The following is a 24,557-nucleotide window of genomic DNA, read 5'->3' on the forward strand; positions in this document are numbered from 1 at the left end:
TTTTGCGCCCCCCGGTCAGGGGGTGGTGCGCTCTTGGTGCTCGTCGGCCGGGGGCGGCCCGGCGGGCGCCGTGACCGCCGTGGTCGAACGCCGGTACGACAGCCTGCGCAGCAGGACCTCGGCCGGTCCCCGGCGTCCCGCGCGCTCCAGCGCGTAGGCACCCGCCACCGTCACCAACCACACCGCGACCGCGTACAGGAACATCGTCCACGAGGTCATGTACGCGGCCAGCCCCAGGCCCCAGGCGGCCAGGATCGGCGCGCACAGCACGGACTGTGCAAGGTAGGCGCTCATGGAACGCTTGCCGGTGGCCGTCAGGGCGGTCACCACGACCCCTCCGGTCCGGCCCCGCTCCTGGAGGCCGTGGGCGACCAGGGCGATCAGGGCGACGTACCCGAGGCCGCCGAAGAGGCCGGTCAGCATGTGCGGGAAGGTGAGCATCACGCCCTGGTCCGTGGTGAGGCCGAGGACGCCGACCTGCGCCAGGGCCTCGGGGAGACCGCCGATCCAGCCGACACCGATGCCGACCCCCGCCACCCAGCGCAGCGTCCGCAGGTGCAGCCCGGGCTCCTCCAGGAAGCGGCGCCGCGCGGCCCAGAAACCGAGCAGGATCGCGGTGGGCACGACCAGGCCGAGCAGGCCCTGCCCGATGCTGACCAGCGGCCAGTTCAGCAGCCGGTCCGCGGCGGCCGACAGGACGGACGGGTCACCGATGTTGCCCGCCATCTCGTTCATGTCGAGGCCGCCCGTGCCGCCCTCGGTCTCCCCGACGAACGGCAGGGCCAGGAGGCTGAGCGCGCTGCCCACCGCCATCAGGAAGGTGAGCACCGCGCTCCACACGACCAGGGTCACGTCCTTGCGGCGGAAGAACAGCCAGCCCAGGACCAGCCCGGCCACGCCGTAGGCGCCCAGGATGTCGCCCATCCACAGCAGCATGGCGTGGACGAAACCGAAGACGACCAGCCACAGGTTGCGGCGGCGCAGCAGGGCGTTCACGCTCTTCACGTCGGCGCCGGCGGCCTCCTGCCGCCGGGCCAGCTGCATCATGCCGTAGCCGAAGAGGAACGCGAACATCGGGTAGCTGCGCATGTCCACGGCCATGACCGTGAAGAACTGGGCGACCGCGTCCAGGGTTCCCTCGGGTGCGGGGTGCACGGTCAGGCCGTCGCTGGGGGACGCCCAGAGGTACCAGACGGAGTTGGCCAACGCGATGAACAACAGCATGAAACCGCGTGCGAGGTCGGGCGCGAGGGCCCGGTCCGTGGTGCCGGTCGGCCCGACCACGGGGGTCTGTCTGGACAAGGGAGGTCTCCGGGTTCGAGATGTATCGTGAGCTCCGATTCAACCCGGATCCAGACAGACGTCGCAACAGGTTTCAAGTATGAGAAAACCCCCGAAGTCACCAGGGTCGACCCCTAGGGGCTTCGGGGGCGCGCCGGAACGGGTCGGCCGGACCCGGACCGGACCGGGCTCAGTGCGAGCGCCGCGTGGCGGCCACCACCAGGTCACCGAGCGGGCCACGGGCCCCGGCGTCCAGCTCGGGGCTCTCCAGGGCGGCCAGCGCCTGGTCCGCGTACTCGGAGACCATCGACTCACAGGCGGCCAGCGCCCCCGAGGACTCGATCAGGCCGCACATCCACTCCACCGCGTCCACGGTGAGGTCGGGCGTGCCCAGCAGGCTCCGGAAGCGCTCGGCGTCGGCCGCGCCGGACCGGGCCAGGGTCTCGGCCACGACCAGGGTGCGCTTGCCCTCGCGCAGGTCGTCACCGGCGGGCTTGCCCGTGGTGGACGGGTCACCGAAGACCCCGAGCACGTCGTCGCGGAGCTGGAAGGCGATGCCCAGGGGGATGCCGTAGTCGGTGTAGACCCCGGCCAGTGCCTCGTGGCGCCCGGCCAGCGCGGCGCCCAGGTGCAGCGGGCGCTCCACCGTGTACTTGGCGGCCTTGTAGCGCATCACGCGCAGGGCGGCCTCGCGGGTGGCGGTGCCCCGTACCTGCTCCAGGGTGTCCAGGTACTGCCCGGCCATCACCTCCGTGCGCATCGCGTCGAAGGGGCGCCTTCCGGCCTGGAGCGTCTCCGGGGAGAAGCCGCTGGCCTGGTACATCTCGTCGGACCAGGCCAGGCAGAGGTCTCCGATGAGGATCGCCGCGCCCTCGCCGAACCCCTCGCTGTCACCGTTCCAGCCGTGGTCGGCGTGGAGCTTGGCCATGCGCTTGTGCGTGGCGGGCCGTCCGCGCCGGGTGTCGCTGTTGTCGATCACGTCGTCGTGGACCAGGGCGCAGGCCTGGAGGAACTCCAGGGAGGCGGCGGCGCGCACCATGCGGTCGTCACCGGCGGCGCCGCCCGCGCCGCGCCACCCCCAGTAGGCGAAGGTGGGCCGCAGGCGCTTGCCCGAGGAGACCATGACCTCCAGGGAGTCCATGGCCGGGGCCAGTTCCTCTCCGATCTCCAGCAGCCGTTCGCGGTGCGAGGCGCAGAAGGAGGAGAGTTCGCGGTCCACGTCGGAGCGGATGACGGACACGGCGGAGGAGGCTGAGGAAGTTGAGGAGACGGCCATACCCTGCACATTAGCGGCTGGTCCGCGCGCGGATGCCCCGGATCGGGGGATGGGGATCCGGTTCCAGGTGAGAGGTCGGGTGAGACCCGATGGGCCCAGAATGAGAGACAGTGTTTACCTGTGTGTCATTTGTTGTCTCGCATACTGGGAAATGGAGCGGAGTTTCACTTTCGGTCTCAGAAAGTGGGACGCGGCATCCGCTTCCGAGGGGGTCTCGCCTAAGGTTGGAGTCATGTTGGCTGCACCGACCCGCCCCGTGGCGCCCCGAACCCCGGCTTCCAGGCCGCGTCATATCCGCGACCTCCTCGACTCGGGCGAGCCGATGTTCTCCTTCGAGTTCTTCCCGCCCCGCAACGCCAGGGCCCAGGAACGACTCTGGCGCGCGATCCGGGAGATCGAGGCCCTCGGCCCGTCCTTCGTCTCCGTCACCTACGGTGCCGGAGGCGGCACCCGCGACCTCACGGTGGAGACCACCGAGCGCATCGCGACCGACACCACGCTGATGCCGGTCGCCCACATGACCCTGGTGGACCACTCCGTCGCGGAGCTGCGCCACCTCATCGGCCGACTGGCCGACGCGGGCGTGTCGAACATGCTGGCCGTGCGCGGCGACCCGCCCGGCGACCCCGACGGCGAGTGGGTCCAGCACCCCGCCGGGCTCACCTACGCCGAGGAACTGGTCCGGCTCCTCAAGGAGAGCGGTGACTTCTGCGTCGGTGTGGCGGCCTTCCCCTACAAGCACCCGCGCTCGGCCGACGTGGAGACCGACACCGACCACTTCGTGCGCAAGTGCGAGGCCGGGGCCGACTACGCCATCACCCAGATGTTCTTCGACGCCGAGGACTACCTGCGCCTGCGCGACCGGGTGGCCGCGCGCGGCTGCGAGGTGCCGATCATCCCCGAGGTCTTCCCGGTGGTGAAGCTCGCCTCCATCCCGCGCTCGGAGAAGCTCTCCGGCGCCCCGTTCCCGGCGGCCCTGGCCGAGCGCTTCCAGCGGTTCGGTGACGACGAGGAGGCGGTGCGCGCCTTCGGGATCGAGCACGCCCAGCGCATGTGCGAGCGGCTGCTCTCCGAGGGCGCCCCGGGCATCCACTTCATCACGTTCAACCAGTCCACGGCCACCAGGGAGATCTACCGCGAGGTCGCCGGGAACCGGGTCCGAGGAGCGGAAGCCGCGCGGCCATGATCGAGAAGGGCTGGTCGGGGGTGCCGGGGAACGAGAAGGACTCCAGCACCTCGACGAACCCGCACGAACGGTAGAGGTGGCGCGCCGCGGTGGGTCCCGTACGCGTGGACAGCACCGCGGTGCGCTCCGGCCTGCCCGCGCACAGCGCGTGCAGGAGGGAGCGGCCCAGCCCCCGGTTCTGCGCCTCCGGAAGCACGTGGACCTCCGCGATCTCCAGCGGGTCGGCCAGGTACCGGCGCACGTGCCGTGACCGCCCGTGCAGGCGCAGCGCCTCGGTGACGACGTCGTGCCACCACTGGCCCTCGTGGCCGTGGAAGGCGTAGGCGAAGCCGAGGGGCCGGTCGCCCTCCACGGCCACCACGGAACCGAACCCGGGGTAACCGGCGTGGGAGGTCATCACGGCGGCCCGCCCGGGGAGCTGGTCCGGCGGAGGCCGCATGGCCGCCTCGTAGACCTCCAGCAGGGCGGGTACGGCGTGTGTGAACGCGGGGGGAGCGAGTGCGCGTAACTCGGTGTGGGCTGACACGCCCCCACACTAGGGCGTGAGCGCCGGTCGCCGCTGGTCCTCGCCGTGCCGCCGTGCGCGGCGCTCCTTGACGAGTGCCCCGGGGGGAGTGTTAACTGTCCTGTGTCGAACACGAGTTCGATTCGCTCCACCGGCTCGTCCGGTGGGGCAGGCGCGGCCGGGTCGGGGAGGGGAAGCCCCTGCCCGGCCGCGTCCGTTCCCACGTGGTGTCCGGTCCGCCCGGGTCCGGACACGCGGAAGGCCGGGTGTTCCCTTGGGGGGAACACCCGGCCTTCTCCCGTTCCGGGAGGTCCCGGAGCCGGAGACTCCTAGAAGGCGTCGACGGCGCGACGGGCCTCGGGGTCGAGGACGCCCCAGTTGATGAGCTCCTCGGTCAGGTCGCCAGGCGACTTGTCGTAGATGACCGCGAGTGAGCGCAGGTCCTCCTGGCGGATGGACAGCACCCGCCCGTTGTAGTCGCCCCGCTGACTCTGGATGGTGGCGACGTAGCGGGAGAGCGGACCGGCCTTCTCCTGCGGGAGCTGCTGCATGCGCTCCAGGTCGATCACCAGCTTGGGTGTGGGGCCCAGCGGGGTGGGCGCGGCGCCGCCGGGCAGCAGCTCCGACATCGGCACCCCGTAGAAGTCGGCCAGTTCGGCCAGCTTCTGCACGGTGACGGCGCGGTCACCGCGCTCGTAGGAGCCCACCACGACGGCCTTCCAGCGTCCGTGGGACTTCTCCTCCACCCCGTGCAGGGACAGGCCCTGCTGGGTGCGGATGGCACGCAGTCGCGCACCGAGGGACTTGGCGTATTCGGATGGCATCTTCTTGTCGCTCCCGGCCGTGACGGTGGCTGGCGTGAGTGGGGAGACGTCCGCTCGTACTCGGCGGGCCGCCTGAGCGGTCCAGCGGATGGTCACGGGGTGCAACCCCACCCGGTAGTGGTTACAGACAGTGACGGTAGAGGGGTGCTGGTGTCCAGGTCAAGCCGTTGGTGTGAAACGCGACTAATCAGTGGCCAAACCGTGCGTAGGTGAGACGCCTCTCATTTTGGGAGGAGTGGGGGCGAGTGGTGCGGGTTTGGAGGTCGGAAAGCCCGCTCCTACAGGGAATTTCGCGTTTCGCCCGAATGGTGTGCAAATCCGGAGTGTCATGATACGGATACTCTTAGCTGGGCAATCTTCGACGGTCTTTGTGATCAGCATCACATCGCTGGTCTCGGAGCGTGGAACGTGCCCGAGGGCCCCGCTGTCCCCGCTGGTAGCGTGGCCCCGATCGACATCCTTTAACGACCTGTTCTGTGAGGCAGGGAAGGGGTCACTACTTTGCGTGCGCGAAAACCAACCAGCGGTGAGGATGTTGGTGTCCCCTCACCCGAGGTACCGGAGACACCCGAGGTACCCGAAGGCACCAGGGCCGTCCTCGACGGCAACGAGATCAACCGGGCCCTGACCCGCATCGCCCACGAGGTGCTCGAACGCACCAAGGGCGGCGAGAACGTCACCCTCCTGGGCATCCCCTCACGCGGCGTACCGCTCGCGGAGCGCCTGGCCCGCCGGATCGAGCGGGTCGAGGACCTCAGCGTCCCCCACGGCTCGCTCGACATCACGATGTACCGCGACGACCTGCACCTGGCGCCGGCGCGTGCCCTGGGTCGCACCGCGATCCCCGCCGGGGGCCTCGACGACCGCGTGGTCGTCCTCGTCGACGACGTCCTCTTCTCCGGCCGCACCGTCCGCGCCGCCCTCGACGCCCTCGGAGACCTCGGCCGCCCCCGCGCGGTCCAGCTCGCCGTCCTCGTCGACCGGGGCCACCGCGAACTCCCCATCCGCGCCGACTACGTGGGCAAGAACCTGCCCACCTCCCTGCGCGAGAGCGTCACGGTCCAGCTGTCCGAGACCGACGGCCAGGACGGCGTGCTCCTCGGCCCCGCCCGCCCGTCACCCTCCACCACCCTCAAGGGAGGCCTGCGGCCCGGTTCCCCCGCGCGCACCGGTGCCCCGACCACGGCCGACACCAAGGAAGGGGACGCCTGATGCGCCACCTGCTCTCCACCGGCGACCTCAGCCGCGACGAGGCCACGCTCATCCTGGACACCGCGGCCGAACTGGCCCAGGTCGGGGACCGCTCCGTCAAGAAGCTCCCCACCCTGCGCGGACGCACCGTGGTCAACCTCTTCTACGAGGACTCCACCCGCACCCGCACCTCCTTCGAGCTGGCCGCCAAGCGCCTGTCCGCCGACGTCATCAACTTCTCGGCCAAGGGCTCCAGCGTCTCCAAGGGTGAGAGCCTCAAGGACACCGCGCTCACCCTCCAGGCCATGGGCGCCGACGCCGTCGTCATCAGGCACGGTGCCTCCGGCGCCGCCCACCGCCTGGCCCACTGGGTGGACGGCTCCGTCCTCAACGCGGGCGACGGCACCCACGAACACCCCACCCAGGCACTGCTGGACGCCTACACCATGCGCGACCGCCTGGGCCGTCTCGACGGCCTGCGCGTGGCCGTGGTCGGGGACATCCTGCACAGCCGGGTCGCCCGCTCCAACGTGCTGCTGCTCACCACCCTGGGCGCGCACGTCACCCTGGTCGCGCCGCCCACTCTGCTGCCGGTCTCGGTGCACACCTGGCCGTGCGAGGTCTCCTACGACCTCGACGACGTCCTGCCCAAGTCCGACGTGGTCATGATGCTGAGGGTCCAGGCGGAGCGCATGCGTGACTCCTTCTTCCCCTCCGTCCGCGAGTACAGCCGCAACTACGGGCTCGACGGCGAGCGCCTGGGCCGGATGCCCTCCGACGCGATCGTCATGCACCCCGGTCCGATGGTCCGGGGCATGGAGATCTCCGCCGAGGTCGCGGACTCCCCGCGCTGCACCGTCACCGAGCAGGTCGCCAACGGTGTCAGCCTGCGCATGGCCGTGCTCTACCTGCTGCTCGGCGGCTCCTAGGAGCGCTGTGCCCGCTCCCGGCCTCCGCTCCGCCCGGCCCGCGGCCGACCGCCCGGAAGGGCGGAACCCCACCGGCGCCCGGACGCCCGGACACGCGAGAGCCGCCGGAGCGGGCCCGCGGTGCGAGAAGCGCCCCGGGCCGCCCACGAACTTCACGAAACACGAGAAAGCCGACACCTTCATGCCCGAAAACACCGGACCGCACCTGATCAGGGGCGCCCGCCCGCTCGGCGGCGAGCCCGTCGACCTGCTGTTCGTCGACGGCCAGATCGCCGCGATCGGCCCGGACCTGGAGGCCCCCGAGGGCGCCCGGGTCGTGGACGCCACCGGCCTGGTCGCCCTGCCCGGACTCGTGGACCTCCACACCCACCTGCGCGAACCCGGCCGGGAGGACGCCGAGACCGTCGCCTCGGGCTCCCGCTCGGCCGCCATGGGCGGCTACACGTCCGTGCACGCCATGGCCAACACCGACCCCGTGGCCGACACCGCCGGTGTGGTCGAGCAGGTCTGGCGCCTGGGCCGCGAGGCCGGGTACTGCGACGTGCGCCCCGTCGGAGCCGTCACCGTCGGCCTCGCGGGACAGCAGCTCTCCGAGATCGGCGCCATGGCCGACTCCGCCGCGCGGGTGCGGGTCTTCTCCGACGACGGCATCTGCGTCTCCGACGCCCTGCTCATGCGGCGCGCGCTGGAGTACGTCAAGGCCTTCGACGGCGTCATCGCCCAGCACGCCCAGGAGCCGCGCCTGACCGAGGGCGCGCAGATGAACGAGGGGTGCGTCTCCGACCGCCTCGGCCTGCCCGGCTGGCCCGCGGTCGCGGAGGAGGCGATCATCGCCCGCGACTGCCTGCTCGCCCAGCACGTCGGCTCGCGCCTGCACGTGTGCCACGTCTCCACCAAGGGCTCGGTGGACATCATCCGCTGGGCCAAGGCGCGCGGCTGCGACGTCACCGCCGAGGTCACCCCGCACCACCTGCTCCTCACCGACGACCTGGTCGAGGGCTACGACCCGATCTACAAGGTCAACCCGCCCCTGCGCACCGCCGAGGACGTCGAGGCGCTGCGCGAGGGACTGGCCGACGGCACGATCGACATCGTCGCCACCGACCACGCCCCGCACCCGGCGGAGGCGAAGGAGACCGAGTGGTCCAACGCCGCCATGGGAATGGTCGGACTGGAGACCGCGTTGGCGGTCGTGCAGCGCACCATGGTCGACACCGGCCTGCTCACCTGGGCCGAGGTCGCCGACCGCATGTCCACCGCGCCCGCCCGTATCGGCCGGGTCAGCGGACACGGCCGTGAACTGGCCGTGGGCGAGCCCGCCAACGTCGTCCTCTACGACCCCGCGTCGCCGGTGGGCGTCGACGGCGCGGCCATGGTGACCAAGAGCGACAACACCCCCTTCCGGGGCATGACCCTGCCCGGCGAGGTCCGCGCCACGTTCCTGCGCGGCGTGCCCACCGTCCTGGAGGGGAAGATCAATTGAGCACACAGAACGCAGTGAACGCGCAGGCCACGCCTGGTGCGGCAGAGGGGGAAAGCGTGTCCGAGGAGACCGGCGGTCCGGCGATCCTGGTGCTTGAGGACGGTCGTGTGTTCCACGGCCGCTCCTTCGGCGCCACCGGCGAGACCTTCGGGGAGGCCGTCTTCAACACCGGTATGACCGGTTACCAGGAGACCCTCACCGACCCCTCGTACCACCGCCAGATCGTGGTGATGACCGCACCGCACATCGGTAACACCGGGGTCAACGACGACGACCCCGAGTCCGGCCGCATCTGGGTCGCGGGCTACGTCGTCCGCGAGCCCGCGCGCATCCCCTCCAACTGGCGGGCCCGGCGCACCCTCGACGAGGAACTGCGCCGCCAGGGCGTGGTCGGCATCGCGCTGACCGGCACCCGGGCCCTCACCCGCCACCTGCGCGACCGGGGCGCCATGCGCGCGGCGGTCAGCAGCGTGGAGACCGACCCCAAGGCGCTGCACGCCCGCATCCTGGAGCAGCCCCGCATGGCCGGTTCCGACCTGGCCGTCGAGGTCAGCACCGACACCGCCTACGAGGTCCTGCCGCCCCAGGGCGTCGAGACCCGCTACCACGTGGCCGCCGTCGACCTCGGCATCAAGGCCATGACCCCCCAGCGGCTGGCGGAGCGCGGGTGCAGGGTCACCGTCCTGCCCGCCACGGCCACCGCCGAGGACATCCTCGCGCTGGACCCGGACGGCGTCTTCTTCAGCAACGGCCCCGGCGACCCCGCCACCGCCGACCGCTCGGTCGACGCCATGCGCGGGGTGCTGGACGCCGGGAAGCCGCTCTTCGGCATCTGCTTCGGCAACCAGATCCTGGGCCGCTCCCTGGGCCTGGGCACCTACAAGCTGCCCTTCGGCCACCGGGGCGTCAACCAGCCGGTCATCGACACCCGCACCAAGAAGGTGGCGATCACCAGCCAGAACCACGGCTTCGCCGTGGACGCCCCGCTCGACGCGCCCTTCGACACCCCCTACGGCCGGGCCGAGGTCAGCCACATCGGCCTCAACGACCAGGTCGTCGAGGGCCTGCGGCTGCTGGACCGGCCCGTGTTCAGCGTCCAGTTCCACCCGGAGGCCGCCGCGGGCCCCCACGACGCCGCCGAGCTCTTCGACGAGTTCGTCGACCTGATGTCCGCCCAGCCCGCACCGGCTGCCAAGTAGTAAGAGGAACAGAGCATGCCGCGCCGTAGTGACCTTTCATCCGTCCTCGTGATCGGCTCCGGCCCGATCGTGATCGGGCAGGCGGCCGAGTTCGACTACTCGGGCACCCAGGCCTGCCGTGTCCTGCGGGCCGAGGGCCTGCGGGTCATCCTGGTCAACTCCAACCCGGCCACGATCATGACCGACCCGGAGATCGCCGACGCCACGTACGTCGAGCCGATCACCCCCGAGATGATCGAGAAGATCATCGCCAAGGAGCGCCCCGACGCGCTCCTGCCCACCCTGGGCGGGCAGACGGCGCTCAACGCCGCCGTCGACCTGCACGAGGCCGGGATCCTGGCCAAGTACGACGTCGAGCTCATCGGCGCCAACATCGACGCCATCCAGTCCGGCGAGGACCGCGAGATCTTCAAGGGGATCGTCGAGCGCATCGGCGGCGAGTCCGCCCGCTCCCGCATCTGCCACACCCTCCAGGAGTGCCTGGACGCCGCCGTGGAACTCGAGTACCCGGTCGTCGTGCGCCCGTCCTTCACCATGGGCGGCGCCGGATCCGGCTTCGCCCACGACGAGACCGAGCTCCGCCGCATCGCGGGCCAGGGCCTGGCGCTCTCCCCGACCACCGAGGTGCTCCTGGAGGAGTCCATCCTCGGCTGGAAGGAGTACGAGCTGGAGCTGATGCGCGACACCAACGACAACGTCGTGGTCGTGTGCTCCATCGAGAACCTCGACCCCATGGGCGTGCACACCGGCGACTCCATCACCGTCGCCCCGGCCATGACCCTCACCGACCGCGAGTACCAGAAGCTGCGCGACATCGGCATCGCGGTCATCCGCGAGGTCGGCGTGGACACCGGCGGCTGCAACATCCAGTTCGCCGTCCACCCCACCACCGGCCGGGTCATCGTCATCGAGATGAACCCCCGCGTGTCCCGATCCTCGGCGCTGGCCTCCAAGGCCACCGGCTTCCCGATCGCCAAGATCGCCGCCAAGCTCGCCGTCGGCTACACGCTGGACGAGATCCCCAACGACATCACCAAGGAGACCCCGGCCAGCTTCGAGCCCACGCTCGACTACGTGGTCGTCAAGGTCCCCCGCTTCGCCTTCGAGAAGTTCCCCGGCGCCGACCCCACCCTCACCACCACCATGAAGTCGGTGGGCGAGGCCATGGCGATCGGCCGGTCCTTCCCCGAGGCGCTGCAGAAGGCCATGCGCTCCCTGGAGAAGTCCGGCATCGGCCTGACCTGGGCGGGGAACCCCGGCGACAAGGACGATCTCCTGCGCCGCTCCGCCCAGCCCACCGAGCACCGCCTGCGCCAGGTCCAGCAGGCCCTCCGCGCCGGAGCCACGGTCGAGGAACTGCACGAGGCCACCAGGATCGACCCGTGGTTCCTGGACCAGATGCTGCGCCTGGAGGAGATGGCCCGCGTCCTGGCCACCGCCCCCAAGCTCGACGCCGCCCTGCTCCGCGAGGCCAAGGGCCTCGGCTTCTCCGACGTCCAGATCGGTGAGATCACCGGGCGGACCGAGGACGTCGTCCGCGAGCTCCGCCACGCGCTGGGTATCCACCCCGTCTACCTGACGGTGGACACCTGCGCCGCCGAGTTCCGGGCCGCGACGCCGTACCTGTACTCCAGCTACGACGAGGAGACCGAGGTTCCCACCGGAGACCGGCCCAAGATCATCATCCTGGGTTCGGGCCCCAACCGGATCGGCCAGGGCGTGGAGTTCGACTACTCCTGCGTCCACGCCTCCTTCGCGCTCTCCGAGGCCGGGTTCGAGACCGTCATGGTCAACTGCAACCCGGAGACCGTCTCCACGGACTACGACACCAGCGACCGGCTCTACTTCGAGCCGCTCACCCTGGAGGACGTCCTGGAGGTCGTGCGCGCCGAGCAGGCCGCCGGACCGGTCGTCGGCGTGATCGTCCAGCTGGGCGGCCAGACCCCGCTCGGCCTGGCCCGCCGCCTCAAGGACGCGGGCGTGCCCATCATCGGCACCAGCCCCGAGGCCATCGACCTGGCCGAGGACCGGGGCGAGTTCGGCAAGGTCCTGGCCGACGCCGGACTGCCCGCGCCCAAGTACGGCATGGCCTACTCCTTCGAGCAGGCCAAGGCCGCCGCCGACGAGATCGGCTACCCGGTCATGGTCCGCCCGTCCTACGTGCTGGGCGGCCGGGGCATGGAGATCGTCTACAGCGAGCGGATGCTCGCGGACTACATCGAGCGCAACGCCGAGGTCAGCCCGGAGCACCCGGTCCTGATCGACCGCTTCCTCGACGACGCCATCGAGATCGACGTCGACGCCCTCTACGACGGCAAGGACCTGTACCTGGGCGGCGTGATGGAGCACATCGAGGAGGCCGGGATCCACTCCGGCGACTCGGCGTGCACCCTGCCCTCGATCACCCTGGGCAGCGAGGACATCGAGCGCATCCGCTACTCCACCGAGGCCATCGCGCGCGGTACCGGGGTCCGGGGCCTGCTCAACGTCCAGTACGCGCTGGCCTCCGGCGTCCTCAACGTGCTGGAGGCCAACCCGCGCGCCTCCCGCACGGTCCCGTTCGTCTCCAAGGCCACGGCGGTGCCGCTGGCCAAGGCCGCCGCCCGCGTCATGGCCGGGAGCAGCATCGCGGAACTGCGCGCCGAGGGCATGCTGCCCGCCAAGGGCGACGGCGGCGACCTGCCCGCCGACGCCCCGGTGTCGGTGAAGGAGGCCGTGCTGCCCTTCAACCGGTTCATCAACAAGGAGGGCGAGGGCGTCGACACCATCCTCGGCCCCGAGATGCGCTCCACCGGTGAGGTCATGGGCCTGGACACCGGGTTCGGCCCCGCCTACGCCAAGTCCCAGCTGGCGGTCAACGGCAACGTGCCCACCCAGGGCAAGGTGTTCGTGTCGGTCGCCAACCGCGACAAGCGCTCGATGATCTTCCCGGTCAAGCGCCTGGCCGACCTCGGCTTCGAGATCCTGGCCACCGAGGGCACCGCCGTGGTGCTGCGCCGCAACGGCGTCCTCGCGACCGTGGTGCGCAAGCACAGCACGGGCACCGGCCCCAACGGCGAGCCCACCATCGTGCAGCTCATCCACGACGGTGACGTCGACCTGATCGTCAACACCCCGTTCGGCAGCGCGGGCCAGTCCGGTCCGCGTCTGGACGGGTACGAGATCCGGACGGCCGCCATCGCCCGCGCGGTGCCCAGCGTCACCACCGTGCAGGGTCTGGCCGCCGCGGTCCAGGCGATCGAGGCCCGCGTGCGCGGCGACGTCGGGGTGCGCTCCCTCCAGGAGCACGCCCAGTCGCTCACGGAGAGCCGTCGGAACTCCTAGGCTGTAGCAGTCCGGGTGCCGCCAGGGTTCCGGAGGACGAGTCGCGCGTCGGCGAGCAACGGGCCGGGCGCTGACGAGGACGAGGGATCCCTGGCCGCCTGGGTACCCGGACACGGGCTGAAGCGGAGCGGAGGCCCACAGCAGGCACCGTCCGGGCGCCGCGGTACGTCGCGGCGCCCGGACGGTGAAGCCCAGTTCCAGAGAGGCCACCACCAGACATGAGCGACAACGGACCGGTGCAGACCAGGTGCCCCGTGCTGAACGTGCGCAGGGTGGACGCCTACTACGCCATCACCGTCGTCGCGCCGGGCATCGCGGAACGGTTCCGTTCCGGGCAGTTCGTGTCGGTGGCGGTCGGCGGGGACCACTCCAGCACGCTGTTGCGCCGCCCCTTCGCGATCCACGACGTCAAGCCCGACTACGGCGGGACCGTCGAGTTCCTGTTCGCGGTGCGCGGCACGGGGACCGCCTGGCTGGCGGAACGAAGATCACGCGACCTGCTCGACGTGGTGGGACCGCTCGGACGGCCCTTCCCGCTGCCCCGCGACCCCGTGAACTGCGTCCTCGTGGGCGGCGGGTCCGGCAGCGCGCCGCTGTTCCCGCTCGCGCAGTCGCTGCGCAGGCGCGGCTGCCGGGTGGACTTCGTGCTGGGCGCCGCCTCCGCCGACCGCGTGTTTAGCGCCATCACCGCGCGCCGCGTCGCGGAGACCGCCACCTTCACCACCGACGACGGCTCCTTCGGAACCCGGGGGAGGGTCACCGACGTCCTGGGCCGCGTGATCGAGGAGTCCCGCTCGGACGCGGTGTACGCCTGCGGCCCCATGCCCATGCTCAGGTCCGTCACCCAGGTGGCGGGTGAGCACGGGGTCCCCGTGCAGGTCGCGGTCGAGGAGGCCATGGCGTGCGGCATCGGGATCTGCATGACCTGCGTGATCCCGGTGGTGGGGGAGGACGGCATCACCCGCATGGTGCGTTCCTGTGTGGACGGACCCGTGTTCCGAGGCGAGCAGGTGCGCTTCGACGACGTCGGGACCATCCCCTTCGACGCCCTGGGCGCCCCGGGGTGGAAGGGGTCCAGCGCGGCCCGCGCCGCGGAGTCGGCCCGCGACATCGCCTGACACATCAGAGCCACGAGAGGCCCGGCGCCGCACGGCGCCGGGCCACGAGCGAGCGAAGGCCAGTGAACGCAGACCTCAGGACCAGGCTCGGCTCCCTCCGCCTCCCGAACCCGGTGGTCACCGCCGCCGGGTGCGCGGGTTCGGGGCGCGAGCTGTCGCAGTTCTTCGACATCGGGGAGATCGGCGCGGTCACCACCAAGTCGTTGATGCTGGAACCGCGTGCGGGCAGACCCGCGCCGCGCATGGCGGAGACCCCGAGCGGGATGCTGAGCACCACGGGCATGCAGGGGCCCGGGGTGGACGTGTTCCTCCAGCGGGACCTGCCCTGGCTGCTCGCACGAGGGGGACGGGCGATCGTCTCCATCGCGGGGTCGGGCGTGGGCGAGTTCGGTGAGCTGGCCCGGCGGGTCTCCGAGGCGGAGGGGGTGGGCGCCATCGAGGTCAACCTCTCCTGCCCGAACCCGGCCGACCCGGCGGGGCGGCACTTCGCGGACGACGCCGCCCAGGCCGCGACGATCGTGCAGACGGTGCGCTCGCACGCGCGCTCGGACGTTCCGGTGCTGGCCAAGCTCGCCGCCGACGTCCCCGACGTGGTGGAGCTGGCCAGCGCTTGTGTGGCGGCCCGCGTCGACGGACTGACCATGATCAACACCCTGCGCGGGATGAGCGTGGACCCGCGGACGCTGCGCCCCGCGGTGGCCGGGGGTATGGGCGGGCTGTCCGGCCCGGCGATCCGCCCGCTGGCGGTGGGGTGCGTCTACCGGGTGCACGAGGCCTTCCCCGAGGTGCCGATCGTCGGCGTGGGCGGGGTGCGCACCGGCACCGACGTCCTGGAGTTCATGGCGGCGGGCGCCAGCGCGGTGGCGGTGGGGACGGTCAACTTCTCCGATCCGTCGGCGTGCACGCGGGTCCTGCGGGAGTTCAACGAGGCGCTGGAGGCGCGCGGAGTCTCCAGGGCCTCGGACGTGGTGGGCGCCGCCCACCGCGCCGGCACGGGTGTGTGACCACCCGTTCACGCATCCATAGTGCCCTGACCGGCCTGAACGGCCCTGAGATGGCTCTGTGTGGCCGAACGCGTGCTGCGGGGATACGTGGGTGGGTTCGCGGAGAACATGCGCCTACGTCCGTTTGAGCGGCCGTTACGGGGAAGTGACGCGGGTAGGGCGCATGAAGCGGCCGATCCGGGGAACCGCACACCTTGATGGTGTGCACATGACAGCGAACGTGCATCGGCTGGTGCGTGTGTAAGCACGGGCGTAAGTACGGACGTAAGGCACGAACGGAAGCTTTCCGGCACCGGTCCAACACCGGTGGCACACGATTGGAGATACCGACATGACCGCGCACTCCGCGCCCATCGCCGTCGCGATCGACGCGAACGAGATCGAGACGGCGGCCACCTGGGCCTCCGCGGTCGCGCCGCACGTGAGCACGGTGAAGGTGGGGTTGGAGCTGTACCTGCGCTACGGCCCCGACGTGATCAGCGCCGTGCGCGGGGCCAACCGGGTCGGAGTCTTCCTCGACCTGAAGCTGCACGACATCCCGGCCACGGTCGCCGGGGCGGCGCGCTCGGTCGCCGGTCTGCGGCCCTCGATCCTGACCGTGCACGCCTCCGGGGGCGCGGACATGGTCCGCGCGGCGGTCGAGGCGGCGCCGGACACCAGGATCGCGGCGGTCACCGTGCTCACGTCCATGGACGAGGCGGACCTGGAGCAGGTGGGGCTGCTCGGTCCGTCGCGGGACGCGGTGCGGCGCCTCGCGGTGCTCGCGGTGGGCGCGGGCGCCCGTGCGCTGGTGTGCTCGCCCCAGGAGGTGGCGATGGTCCGTTCCGAGGTGGGTCCGGACGTCACGCTGATCACCCCGGGGGTGCGACCGGCCGGGGCGGACCTCGGTGACCAGTCGCGGGTCGCCACCCCCGAGGCGGCGATCGAGGCCGGGGCGGACCTCCTGGTCATCGGACGACCCATCACCCGCGCCCCGGACCCGGGTGCGGCGGCGGCCTCGATCGCGGCGGCCGTGCGGAGGGCCGGTGGGCGTGTCTGAAAACCGGGAGGGGTCGGGGTCGGGGGCCCGTGGGCTGCCCGGACTCAGGGCCGGTCAGGGCGGGGTAGTCCCATTTGTCGCATCTGTCCCATCACTCACAGTTGTGGATCACGGACGGTCACCAATTAGGCGTGTCCAAAACTAGGAATCCATGGCGAAGAGTGACCCGAGTCACCGTAGGGTGACCTGCGCAGGTGGTGCGCTTTCCCAGCTCGTCAATCGGGACCAAAGTCCTGATTTTCGTGTCCGACCGCAATTGGATCGTCACCCAGGGTAGTTCCTTCGATGAAATAGCCCTTGAAAGGGCACTTTACGTTGCCTAACAGGGGTCAGACCTACTAACTTGCGCAGGCGTCCGCCCTCTACAAACGAGTAGAAAACCGAGGTGACCCGGCGTGGCCCTTCCTCCCCTCACACCCGAGCAGCGCAGTGCGGCTCTTGAGAAGGCCGCCAAGGCCAGAAAAGAGCGTGCGGAGGTCAAGAACAAGCTCAAGAACGGCGGCATCTCGCTGTCCGAGGTCCTCTCCAACGGCCTCAAGGACGACGTCATCGGCAAGATGAAGGTTTCGGCTCTGCTGGAATCCCTCCCCGGTGTCGGCAAGGTGCGTGCCAAGCAGATCATGGAGCGGCTCAACATCGCTGAGTCGCGCCGTGTCCGAGGCCTCGGCACCAACCAGCGTGCCGCCCTCGAGAGCGAGTTCGGCGACCTCACCAAGTAACACCGGTCCGGTGGCGACACCGGCCAACACCGCCCCCGACGCGTCCCCCACAGTCGCTCGGAGCCGCTGCACCAGTGGCCACGGCACGCGGTGAGCAACAACCCGACGCCACGGTGGGCGGGCGGGTGGGCCCCAGGTCACACCCCGTCCGCCCCACCGTGGCTCGGTGATATAAAGGGAGCTTCCCGCGACCGTACGCTGCGCGCCAGTGCGCCAGCACGAGCCGCCCGCGCGGTGCGCGCCGGACCCCGGGTCCGGCCCAGGCAGCGCTCACGAGGCCCACGGCCCACCGCGTGGCGGAGAGCCGAATGGAAGCCTGATACTCACATGCCTGCGCAGACCGCAGACCAGACCCGACCGGCCGAGAAACGACTGACCGTCCTGTCCGGCCCCTCCGGCGTGGGGAAGAGCACGGTCGTCGCCCACCTGCGCCAGGTCAACCCCGACGTGTGGCTCTCGGTGTCGGTGACCACCCGCGCACCCCGACCCGGCGAGCGCGACGGGGTCCAGTACCACTTCGTCTCCGACGAGGAGTTCGACCGCCTCGTCGCGGAGGACCAGCTCCTGGAGTGGGCCCAGTTCGCGGGCAACCGCTACGGCACGCCGCGCGGCCCCGTCGAGGAACGCCTCAGCGCGGGCGTCCCCGTGCTGCTGGAGATCGAACTCCAGGGCGCGCGCCAGGTCCGCGAGTCCATGGACGACGCCCTGCACGTCTTCCTCGCCCCGCCCTCGTGGGAGGAGCTGGTCCGCAGGCTGACCGGCCGGGGGACCGAGTCCGACGAGGTGATCCAGCGCCGCCTGGAGGTGGCCAAGATCGAGCTCGCCGCCGAGAAGGAGTTCGACACCACCCTCGTCAACACGTCCGTACAGGAAGTGTGCGACGAGCTGCTAGCGTTGATGACAGCGCCCAAGGTGTGATAGCGGGTGCGCATCGGGCCGCGCCGGACTCCGGCGGCGGCCGCGTCCGCCCCGTCCCTGGGCCCCTTGAACCTTTCTGTTCCAACCCGCGTCACGGCTTCCGACGAGCCGGACACCGTCCCTGGAGGTAACGAAGTGGCTGGTACCGAGCCCGTCGCCGAAGGCATCACCAACCCGCCGATCGACGACCTGCTGGAGTGCGTCGACAGCAAGTACAGCCTGGTCACCATGGCCTCCAAGCGGGCCCGCCAGATCAACGCCTACTACGCGCAGCTGGGCGAGGGCCTGCTGGAGTACGTCGGCCCGCTGGTCGAGACCCAGGTCCAGGAGAAGTCCCTGTCCATCGCCCTGCGCGAGGTCAAGTCCGGCCTGCTCACCGCCGAGCCGTACGAGGGCAACTGAGCCTCGCCCCACGGGGCACGCCCCCTTGGGGGTACCGACCGCGCCCGTCGCACCCCCGCCCGGGGCGTGCGGCGGGCGCGGCCTGGTAGAACTCCATGTGTGAGTGACACAGAATCCGTTCCCCAGGTGGTCCTCGGTGTCGGCGGGGGCATCGCCGCCTACAAGGTGTGCGAGCTGCTGCGCCGACTGACCGAGTCCGGCCACCGCGTCCGGGTCGTGCCCACCGCCGACGCCCTGCGCTTCGTCGGTGAGCCCACCTGGGCCGCCCTGTCCGGCCAGCCCGTCGCCACCGGTGTGTGGGACGAGGTACACGAGGTCCCGCACGTGCGCATCGGCCAGTCGGCCGACCTCGTCCTCGTCGCCCCGGCCACCGCCAACCTCCTCGCCAAGGCCGCCGCCGGACTCGCCGACGACCTGCTGACCAACACCCTCCTCACCGCGCGGTGCCCGGTGGTGTTCGCCCCCGCGATGCACACCGAGATGTGGGAGCACCCCGCCACCCAGGCCAACGTGGCCACCCTGCGCTCGCGCGGCGCCATCGTCCTGGACCCGGCCGTGGGCCGCCTCACCGGTGCCGACACCGGCCGGGGCCGTCTGCCCGACCCCGCCGAACTGTTCGAGGCCGCCCGGCTGGTCCTGCGGCGGGGCGCCACCCGCTCCGACCTGGCGGGCCGCCGCGTGGTCGTCTCCGCCGGCGGGACCCGCGAGGCCATCGACCCGGTCCGCTTCCTGGGCAACCACTCCTCGGGCCGCCAGGGGTACGCCCTGGCGCGCACCGCCGCCGCCCGGGGCGCCGACGTGACCCTGGTCGCGGCCAACGTCTCCCTGCCCGACCCCGCCGGGGTGCGCCTGGTGCGGGTGGAGTCGGCGGTGGAGCTGGCCGAGACCATGGAGACGGAGCGCACCGGGGCCGACGCCGTGGTGATGAGCGCCGCCGTGGCCGACTTCCGTCCGGTGACCAGCGCCGCCTCCAAGATCAAGAAGTCCGGTGACGCCCCGGCGCCGATCGAGCTGGTGGAGAACCCGGACATCCTCGCCGGTCTGGTCGCCTCCCGGTCCCGGGAGGGCACGGAGCAGACCATCGTGGGCTTCGCGGCCGAGACCGACGACGTGATCGACAACGGTCGCGCCAAACTGGCCCGCAAGGGATGCGACCTGCTCGTGGTCAACCAGGTCGGGGGCGGGCGCGCCTTCGGCACCGACGACAACCAGGCGACCGTGCTCGGTTCCGACGGGAGCGTCGTGGACATTCCCACAGGGCCCAAGGAGGACCTCGCGGACCGTGTGTGGGACCTGGTGGTCGAACGGCTTCCGGGATGAGGATCACCGCCGCCGAGGGAACCCCCGTCGTACCGCGCGATCGGGGGTCCGTCACCGTGCCGTCGGCAAAACTTCCGCTCGGCGCGCTGGATTCCTACCGCTGAGTACGACAGACTCGTTCGGGTGCCGACGAACGGCTGAGGAGGCCCGCCGCCGCGCACCCGCCCCCACCAGTCCCGTTACAGTGGACCGATAACCAACCGCGTCGGTCGGTATTGCCGTCCCGACACATGTCAGCCAGCAGCCGCTGCAAGGAGTCACGCAACGTGTCCCGCCGCCTTTTCACCTCCGAGTCGGTCACCGAAGGTCATCCCGACAAGATGGCCGACCAGATCAGTGACGCGATCCTCGACGCGATGCTCGCCACCGACCCCGGCAGCCGGGTCGCGGTCGAGACGCTGATCACCACGGGTCAGGTCCACATCGCGGGTGAGGTCACCACCCAGACCTACGTCGACATCCCCGCGATCGTGCGCGAGAAGATCCTCCAGATCGGGTACGACTCGTCCGCCAAGGGTTTCGACGGTGACTCCTGTGGGGTCAACGTCTCCATCGACGCGCAGTCCCCGGACATCGCCCAGGGTGTCGACACCGCCTACGAGGCGCGCGTCGAGCACGAGGACGACGTCCTCAACCGGCAGGGCGCCGGCGACCAGGGCCTGATGTTCGGTTACGCCAACCGTGAGACCCCCGAGCTCATGCCGCTGCCGATCAAGCTGGCGCACTCGCTCTCCGAGCGCCTGTCCGAGGTCCGTCGCAACGGCACCGTCCCCTACCTGCGCCCCGACGGCAAGACCCAGGTCACCGTCGAGTACGAGGGCCAGACCCCGGTCCGCCTGGACACCGTGGTGGTCTCCAGCCAGCACTCGGCGGACATCAACCTGGAAGAGATGCTGACCCCGGACATCCGGGAGCACGTCATCGAGCCCGTGGTCGCCGCCTACGGCCTGGACGCGGACGACTACCGCCTCCTGGTCAACCCGACCGGCCGTTTCGAGATCGGCGGCCCGATGGGCGACGCCGGTCTGACCGGCCGCAAGATCATCGTCGACACCTACGGCGGCTACGCCCGCCACGGCGGCGGCGCCTTCTCGGGCAAGGACCCGTCGAAGGTGGACCGTTCCGCCGCCTACGCCACCCGCTGGGTCGCGAAGAACATCGTCGCCGCCGAGCTGGCCGAGCGCGCCGAGGTCCAGGTGGCCTACGCGATCGGCAAGGCCCACCCGGTGGGTGTGTTCATCGAGACCTTCGGCACCGAGCGGGTGGCGACGGAGCTGATCGAGAAGGCCGTCAAGGAGGTCTTCGACCTGCGTCCGGCCGCCATCGTGCGCGACCTGGACCTGCTGCGTCCGATCTACTCCCGGACCGCCGCCTACGGCCACTTCGGCCGTGAGCTGCCGGAGTTCACCTGGGAGCGCACGGACCGCGCGGCGGCGCTGCGTTCGTTCGTCGGCGCCTAGGAGACGTACCAGTACCGAGGGCGGGTGGCCGTGAGGCCGCCCGCCCTCGGTGTCGTCTGGATCCCCCCGCATGCCTTACGCCCCGTTTGACTACTCTGTGTTAATAATTGTGTGCACAAAGTCATTTTCGGGCTGCCATGCGGAGGAGGAACACCATGGCCCTGCCAGCTGCGGTGTCGGCGTTGGGGCTGGCGGCGCTGATCGCGCTGCCGGGACAGCCGGTCCAGGCGGACGAGGGACCGGTGCCCGGGGCCGGGAGTCTGCACGTCACCGTCCAGGAGACGTCGGAGGAACGGCTGCGGCCGGGCGATCGGGTGCAGTACACCGTCAAGGTGCGCAACGCCGGACACGAGGCACTGCCGGACGCGCGCGTGGTGCAGTTCCTGCCCCCCTCGATGCGCTACGTCTCCGGTGCCCCCGAAGGAGTGGAGGACGGGCGGGCCGAGTGGGTGCGGCCCCTCGAACCGGGGGAGCGGGTGGTCCTCAACGTGGTCGGTGAGCTCACGGAGGTGCCGGAGGGCGCCCAGCAGCCGGTCTCCACCGTCTGCCTGCGCCCGACGGCCGACGCCCCGCTCTCCTCCTGCGCCTCCACCGTCCACCAGGTCCAGCGGATCCTGCCGATGGTGTGGGTGGTGGCCGGGTTGCTCGCCGTGGCCGCCGTCGCGTTCGCCGTGGGCGGCTACCTGCGCTACCGGGGCACTCGCGGACCCCGGCCGGAGCCCGAGCCGCCGAGCAACCACAGTCCCGGCTCGGTGCCGAACCTGCGCACCTTCCCGGGTCGGGCGCCCGTTTACCAACTGGACGCCCACAGGTGACGTGAACACACGGAGCGGGGCCGGGGACGATCCCCGGCCCCGCTCCCGTGCACGGGTCAGTCCAGTTCGCCGCGGCGGCGCCTGCCGACGAACAGGGCGGCCGCACCAGTGGCCACGCTCAGCAGGCCCGCGGCCGCCGGGACGACCGCGCCCGCCCCGGTGGCGGCCAACTCCGGCTGGGAAGGTCGGGTCGGCTTGCCGTGCGTGGACGTCTGGGCCGGAGTGTCGCCGCCCCCGCTGGGCGAGGGGCCCGGAGGCTGCGACTGGCCGGGCGCGTCGACCTCGGTGACGGGTGCCCCGTCGGGCGTCTCACCCTGATCCGGGCGAGGGCCGCCGCTCGGAGCGGGCGCCTCGCCGGGAGCCCCGCCCCCGCCCGGGAACGGCGGGGGAGTGACGCCCGCCGGTTCGGGAAGGGGGTGCGTGCCCGCGCCGGGGGACTCACCGTGGCCGGGGTTCGGACCCTCGCCCGGCCCTGGGTGGGGTTCCGCGTACCCGCCGTCCGCCGAGGGCTCGTCGTACCCGTGGTCCCCGCTCTTGGCGGGCCTGTGGTCGGAGGGGGTGTTCGCGTATCCGTGGTCCCCGCTCTTGGCGGGCCTGTGGTCGGAGGGGGTGTTCGCGTGTCCGTGGCCTCCGCCCTTGGCGGGCCCGTCGTCCGACGGGTGGCCCGCGTACCCGTAGCCGTCGTGGGCCTCCGGGCCGCGCTGGGGCCGGACCTCCGGAGCCTCCACGGGCGGGACGGACACACTCTCCGCCTGCTCCGTGCCGACCCCCTCGGCCCCGGGGGTGAACCCGCTGACCTCCTGGGCGGCCGGGGCCTCGTCGGCCGTCTCGGTGGCCAGGGCGGTGCCGGTGCCCCAGATGAGCGGGACGGCCACCACCGTCGCCGCGCCGAGCGCGCACAGCGCGCCCCTCCCGGTGGAACCGAACCGTGCCTCGTCACGCTGGCGTGACTTCTTAAAGCGATGAGCCATGCACTCATTGTGGTCATCTTTGACGGCGGAAGTCCAAAAGGGCACGGAACGGGGAGGGAAAATTCGGGCGCGGGTGTACGAAAGGGCCGCACCCCCGTGGGGTACGGCCCAGTGCCCTGCTCGGGAGGAGCGTCAGCTCAGCTCGCCCAGCGCCTTCTCGGCCTCGGCCAGCCAGGAGCGGCGGGCCTCCAGGGCGGCCTCGTGCTCCTTGATCCGGCGGGCGTCGTCGTTGGCCCTGGCCTTCTCCAGCTTGGCCTCCAGACCCGCGATCGCCGTCGACAGCTGGTCCACGGTGTCCTTCGCGCGGGCCCGCGCCTCGGGGTTCGTGCGCTCCCACTCGGCGTCCTCGGCACGGCGCACGCCGTCCTCGATCTGCCGGAACGCGCCCTCCATCTGGTCGCGCACGTCGCGCGGCAGGTCGCCCGCCTCCTCCCAGGCCTCCTGGAAGTCGCGCAGACGGGCACGGGCGCGGCGCGGGTCGGTGATGCCGGGGATCTCGGCCCTGGCCTCGGCCAGGATCCGCTCCTTGGCCTCCGCGTTCACCCGCAGCTCCGCGTCACGCTCGGCGAAGGTCGCGTTGCGGGCGTCGAAGAAGGTGTCCTGCGCGGCCTTGAACCGGGTCCACAGCTTGTCCTCGCTGGCCCGGTCGGCCCGGCCCGTGGCCTTCCACCGCTGCATCAGGTCGCGGTAGGCGCGCGCGGTCGGCCCCCAGTCGGTGGAGTTCGACAACGCCTCCGCCTCGGCGACGATGCGCTCCTTCTCGGCGCGCACCCCCTCCCGCTGCTGGTCCAGGTTGGCGAAGTAGGTCTTGCGCCGCTTGGAGAAGGAGTTGCGGGCGGCGGACATGCGCTTCCACAGCGCCTGCTCGGTCGGGCGGTCGGCCCGGGGGGCCTTCTTCCACTCCTCGATGAGCTGGAGCATCCGCTCGCCGCCGGACTTCCAGTGCGTGGTCTCGGCGGCGACCCGCTCGGCCTCCGCGACGATCCGCTCCTTGACCTCGCGGGCCTGGCCGCGGGCCTCCTCCTGCGCCTGCTTCTGCTCGACCTTGCGCTCCTCGGCGCGGCCGGTCAGCGCGTCCAGCCGACCGATGAGCGATTCCAGGTCACCGACGGCGTTCGCGTCCGTGATGGTGGAACGCAGCTTCTCGATGGTGGTCATCGCGGCGGAGGCGGACAGGTCGGTGCTGCGGAGGCGCTTCTCCAGCAGCTCCACCTCGGTGACCAGAGAGTCGTACTTGCGCCGGAAGAAGGCCAGGGCCTCCTCCGGGGCGCCCGCCTGCCACGATCCGACGACCCGTTCGCCTTCACCTGTGCGCACATAGACCGTGCCGTCATCGTCTACGCGGCCCCAAGGGTCCGTGGTCACCGTGTCCTCCTGCTGTCGTGAACCCGGCCGGTCGGGGTCGGGTTCGGGTCGTCGCGGCGGTACCGCGCCTGTTCGTGATGGGAACCACCGTGCACCAGCACGATATCCATACGTTTCGGCGGACAACGACGCGCCGTGTCTCACATCAACGCAGCCCGGGGGTTCTGGTCCCGCTGCCATGCCGTCGGCCGGGCCCGTCACCCGCCTCGGAAGAGGAGGCGCAGGTCG

At 71.3% G+C, this 24,557-nt stretch carries 21 protein-coding genes; 15 read left to right on the forward strand and 6 right to left on the reverse strand.

Going from position 1 to position 24,557, the window contains the following annotated elements; genetic code table 11:
• Positions 1 to 15: 15 nt before the first annotated feature.
• Both AC0VYM_RS09635 and AC0VYM_RS09640 read right to left on the reverse strand, forming a co-directional pair.
• Entirely contained in the window at positions 16 to 1,302 is a 1,287-nt protein-coding gene (locus AC0VYM_RS09635) for a DUF418 domain-containing protein (RefSeq protein ID WP_475461252.1), read from the reverse strand.
• A gap of 169 nt (positions 1,303 to 1,471) precedes the next feature.
• The gene (locus tag AC0VYM_RS09640; RefSeq protein WP_475461254.1) at positions 1,472 to 2,557 is read right to left on the reverse strand and encodes a polyprenyl synthetase family protein; all 1,086 of its coding nucleotides are present in this window, start codon (positions 2,555 to 2,557) and stop codon (positions 1,472 to 1,474) included.
• Between the two features lie 256 nt (positions 2,558 to 2,813).
• Between AC0VYM_RS09640 and metF the strand changes: the two genes are divergently transcribed.
• Positions 2,814 to 3,743 carry a methylenetetrahydrofolate reductase [NAD(P)H] gene (gene metF, locus AC0VYM_RS09645; RefSeq protein ID WP_475462982.1) on the forward strand — a complete coding sequence of 310 codons (930 nt, stop codon included), beginning with the start codon at positions 2,814 to 2,816 and terminating at the stop codon, positions 3,741 to 3,743.
• On the opposite strand, the gene AC0VYM_RS09650 is transcribed toward metF, so the two are convergent.
• Positions 3,661 to 4,269, reverse strand: coding sequence for an N-acetyltransferase family protein (locus AC0VYM_RS09650; protein ID WP_475461256.1), 609 nt, complete (start codon positions 4,267 to 4,269; stop codon positions 3,661 to 3,663). The genes metF and AC0VYM_RS09650 overlap by 83 nt on opposite strands.
• Positions 4,270 to 4,577: 308 nt before the next feature.
• Positions 4,578 to 5,072: a transcriptional regulator BldD gene (gene bldD, locus AC0VYM_RS09655; protein WP_013154123.1), complete on the reverse strand. Its 495-nt coding sequence runs from the start codon at positions 5,070 to 5,072 to the stop codon at positions 4,578 to 4,580.
• A gap of 501 nt (positions 5,073 to 5,573) precedes the next feature.
• Here bldD and pyrR point away from each other — a divergent pair.
• The 14 genes from pyrR (at position 5,574) to AC0VYM_RS09725 (ending at position 21,993) form a co-directional block, all read left to right on the forward strand.
• On the forward strand, positions 5,574 to 6,284 hold the full coding sequence (gene pyrR / locus AC0VYM_RS09660; protein ID WP_475461258.1) for a bifunctional pyr operon transcriptional regulator/uracil phosphoribosyltransferase PyrR: 711 nt from the start codon (positions 5,574 to 5,576) through the stop codon (positions 6,282 to 6,284).
• Positions 6,284 to 7,192, forward strand: coding sequence for an aspartate carbamoyltransferase catalytic subunit (locus AC0VYM_RS09665; RefSeq protein WP_378742506.1), 909 nt, complete (start codon positions 6,284 to 6,286; stop codon positions 7,190 to 7,192). The genes pyrR and AC0VYM_RS09665 overlap by 1 nt, the downstream gene beginning before the upstream one ends.
• Before the next feature lie 181 nt (positions 7,193 to 7,373).
• Complete coding sequence (locus AC0VYM_RS09670) at positions 7,374 to 8,675, forward strand: dihydroorotase (protein WP_475461260.1); 1,302 nt, start codon at positions 7,374 to 7,376, stop codon at positions 8,673 to 8,675.
• A gap of 56 nt (positions 8,676 to 8,731) precedes the next feature.
• Positions 8,732 to 9,874 (forward strand): glutamine-hydrolyzing carbamoyl-phosphate synthase small subunit, encoded by a 1,143-nt coding sequence (carA, locus tag AC0VYM_RS09675; protein ID WP_475461262.1) that lies wholly within the window; start codon positions 8,732 to 8,734, stop codon positions 9,872 to 9,874.
• A 15-nt stretch (positions 9,875 to 9,889) separates the two neighbouring features.
• Positions 9,890 to 13,198, forward strand: coding sequence for a carbamoyl-phosphate synthase large subunit (gene carB / locus AC0VYM_RS09680; protein ID WP_475461264.1), 3,309 nt, complete (start codon positions 9,890 to 9,892; stop codon positions 13,196 to 13,198).
• Positions 13,199 to 13,416: 218 nt separating this feature from the next.
• A complete protein-coding gene (locus tag AC0VYM_RS09685; RefSeq protein WP_475461267.1) occupies positions 13,417 to 14,316 on the forward strand; it encodes a dihydroorotate dehydrogenase electron transfer subunit in 900 nt (299 codons plus the stop codon).
• A gap of 62 nt (positions 14,317 to 14,378) precedes the next feature.
• Positions 14,379 to 15,320 carry a dihydroorotate dehydrogenase gene (locus AC0VYM_RS09690; protein ID WP_475461270.1) on the forward strand — a complete coding sequence of 314 codons (942 nt, stop codon included), beginning with the start codon at positions 14,379 to 14,381 and terminating at the stop codon, positions 15,318 to 15,320.
• 331 nt (positions 15,321 to 15,651) lie between these two features.
• Positions 15,652 to 16,359 (forward strand): orotidine-5'-phosphate decarboxylase, encoded by a 708-nt coding sequence (gene pyrF / locus AC0VYM_RS09695; RefSeq protein ID WP_475461272.1) that lies wholly within the window; start codon positions 15,652 to 15,654, stop codon positions 16,357 to 16,359.
• Between the two features lie 395 nt (positions 16,360 to 16,754).
• A complete protein-coding gene (gene mihF / locus AC0VYM_RS09700) occupies positions 16,755 to 17,078 on the forward strand; it encodes an integration host factor, actinobacterial type (RefSeq protein WP_017546565.1) in 324 nt (107 codons plus the stop codon).
• Positions 17,079 to 17,405: 327 nt separating this feature from the next.
• The gene (gene gmk, locus AC0VYM_RS09705; protein ID WP_475461274.1) at positions 17,406 to 17,996 is read left to right on the forward strand and encodes a guanylate kinase; all 591 of its coding nucleotides are present in this window, start codon (positions 17,406 to 17,408) and stop codon (positions 17,994 to 17,996) included.
• A gap of 135 nt (positions 17,997 to 18,131) precedes the next feature.
• The gene (gene rpoZ / locus AC0VYM_RS09710) at positions 18,132 to 18,398 is read left to right on the forward strand and encodes a DNA-directed RNA polymerase subunit omega (RefSeq protein WP_017546567.1); all 267 of its coding nucleotides are present in this window, start codon (positions 18,132 to 18,134) and stop codon (positions 18,396 to 18,398) included.
• A 126-nt stretch (positions 18,399 to 18,524) separates the two neighbouring features.
• On the forward strand, positions 18,525 to 19,718 hold the full coding sequence (gene coaBC, locus AC0VYM_RS09715; RefSeq protein WP_475462983.1) for a bifunctional phosphopantothenoylcysteine decarboxylase/phosphopantothenate--cysteine ligase CoaBC: 1,194 nt from the start codon (positions 18,525 to 18,527) through the stop codon (positions 19,716 to 19,718).
• A 266-nt stretch (positions 19,719 to 19,984) separates the two neighbouring features.
• Positions 19,985 to 21,178 (forward strand): methionine adenosyltransferase, encoded by a 1,194-nt coding sequence (gene metK / locus AC0VYM_RS09720; RefSeq protein WP_475461278.1) that lies wholly within the window; start codon positions 19,985 to 19,987, stop codon positions 21,176 to 21,178.
• Between the two features lie 155 nt (positions 21,179 to 21,333).
• Positions 21,334 to 21,993 carry a hypothetical protein gene (locus AC0VYM_RS09725; protein ID WP_475461281.1) on the forward strand — a complete coding sequence of 220 codons (660 nt, stop codon included), beginning with the start codon at positions 21,334 to 21,336 and terminating at the stop codon, positions 21,991 to 21,993.
• Positions 21,994 to 22,049: 56 nt separating this feature from the next.
• Here AC0VYM_RS09725 and AC0VYM_RS09730 read toward each other — a convergent pair whose 3' ends face one another.
• Both AC0VYM_RS09730 and AC0VYM_RS09735 read right to left on the reverse strand, forming a co-directional pair.
• Positions 22,050 to 22,964 (reverse strand): LPXTG cell wall anchor domain-containing protein, encoded by a 915-nt coding sequence (locus AC0VYM_RS09730; protein ID WP_475461283.1) that lies wholly within the window; start codon positions 22,962 to 22,964, stop codon positions 22,050 to 22,052.
• 132 nt (positions 22,965 to 23,096) lie between these two features.
• Positions 23,097 to 24,329, reverse strand: a complete 1,233-nt coding sequence (locus tag AC0VYM_RS09735; protein WP_475461286.1) for a DUF349 domain-containing protein — start codon at positions 24,327 to 24,329, stop codon at positions 23,097 to 23,099.
• Between the last annotated feature and the right edge of the window lie 228 nt (positions 24,330 to 24,557).

The organism is Nocardiopsis sp. iso_237, from assembly GCF_056173345.1.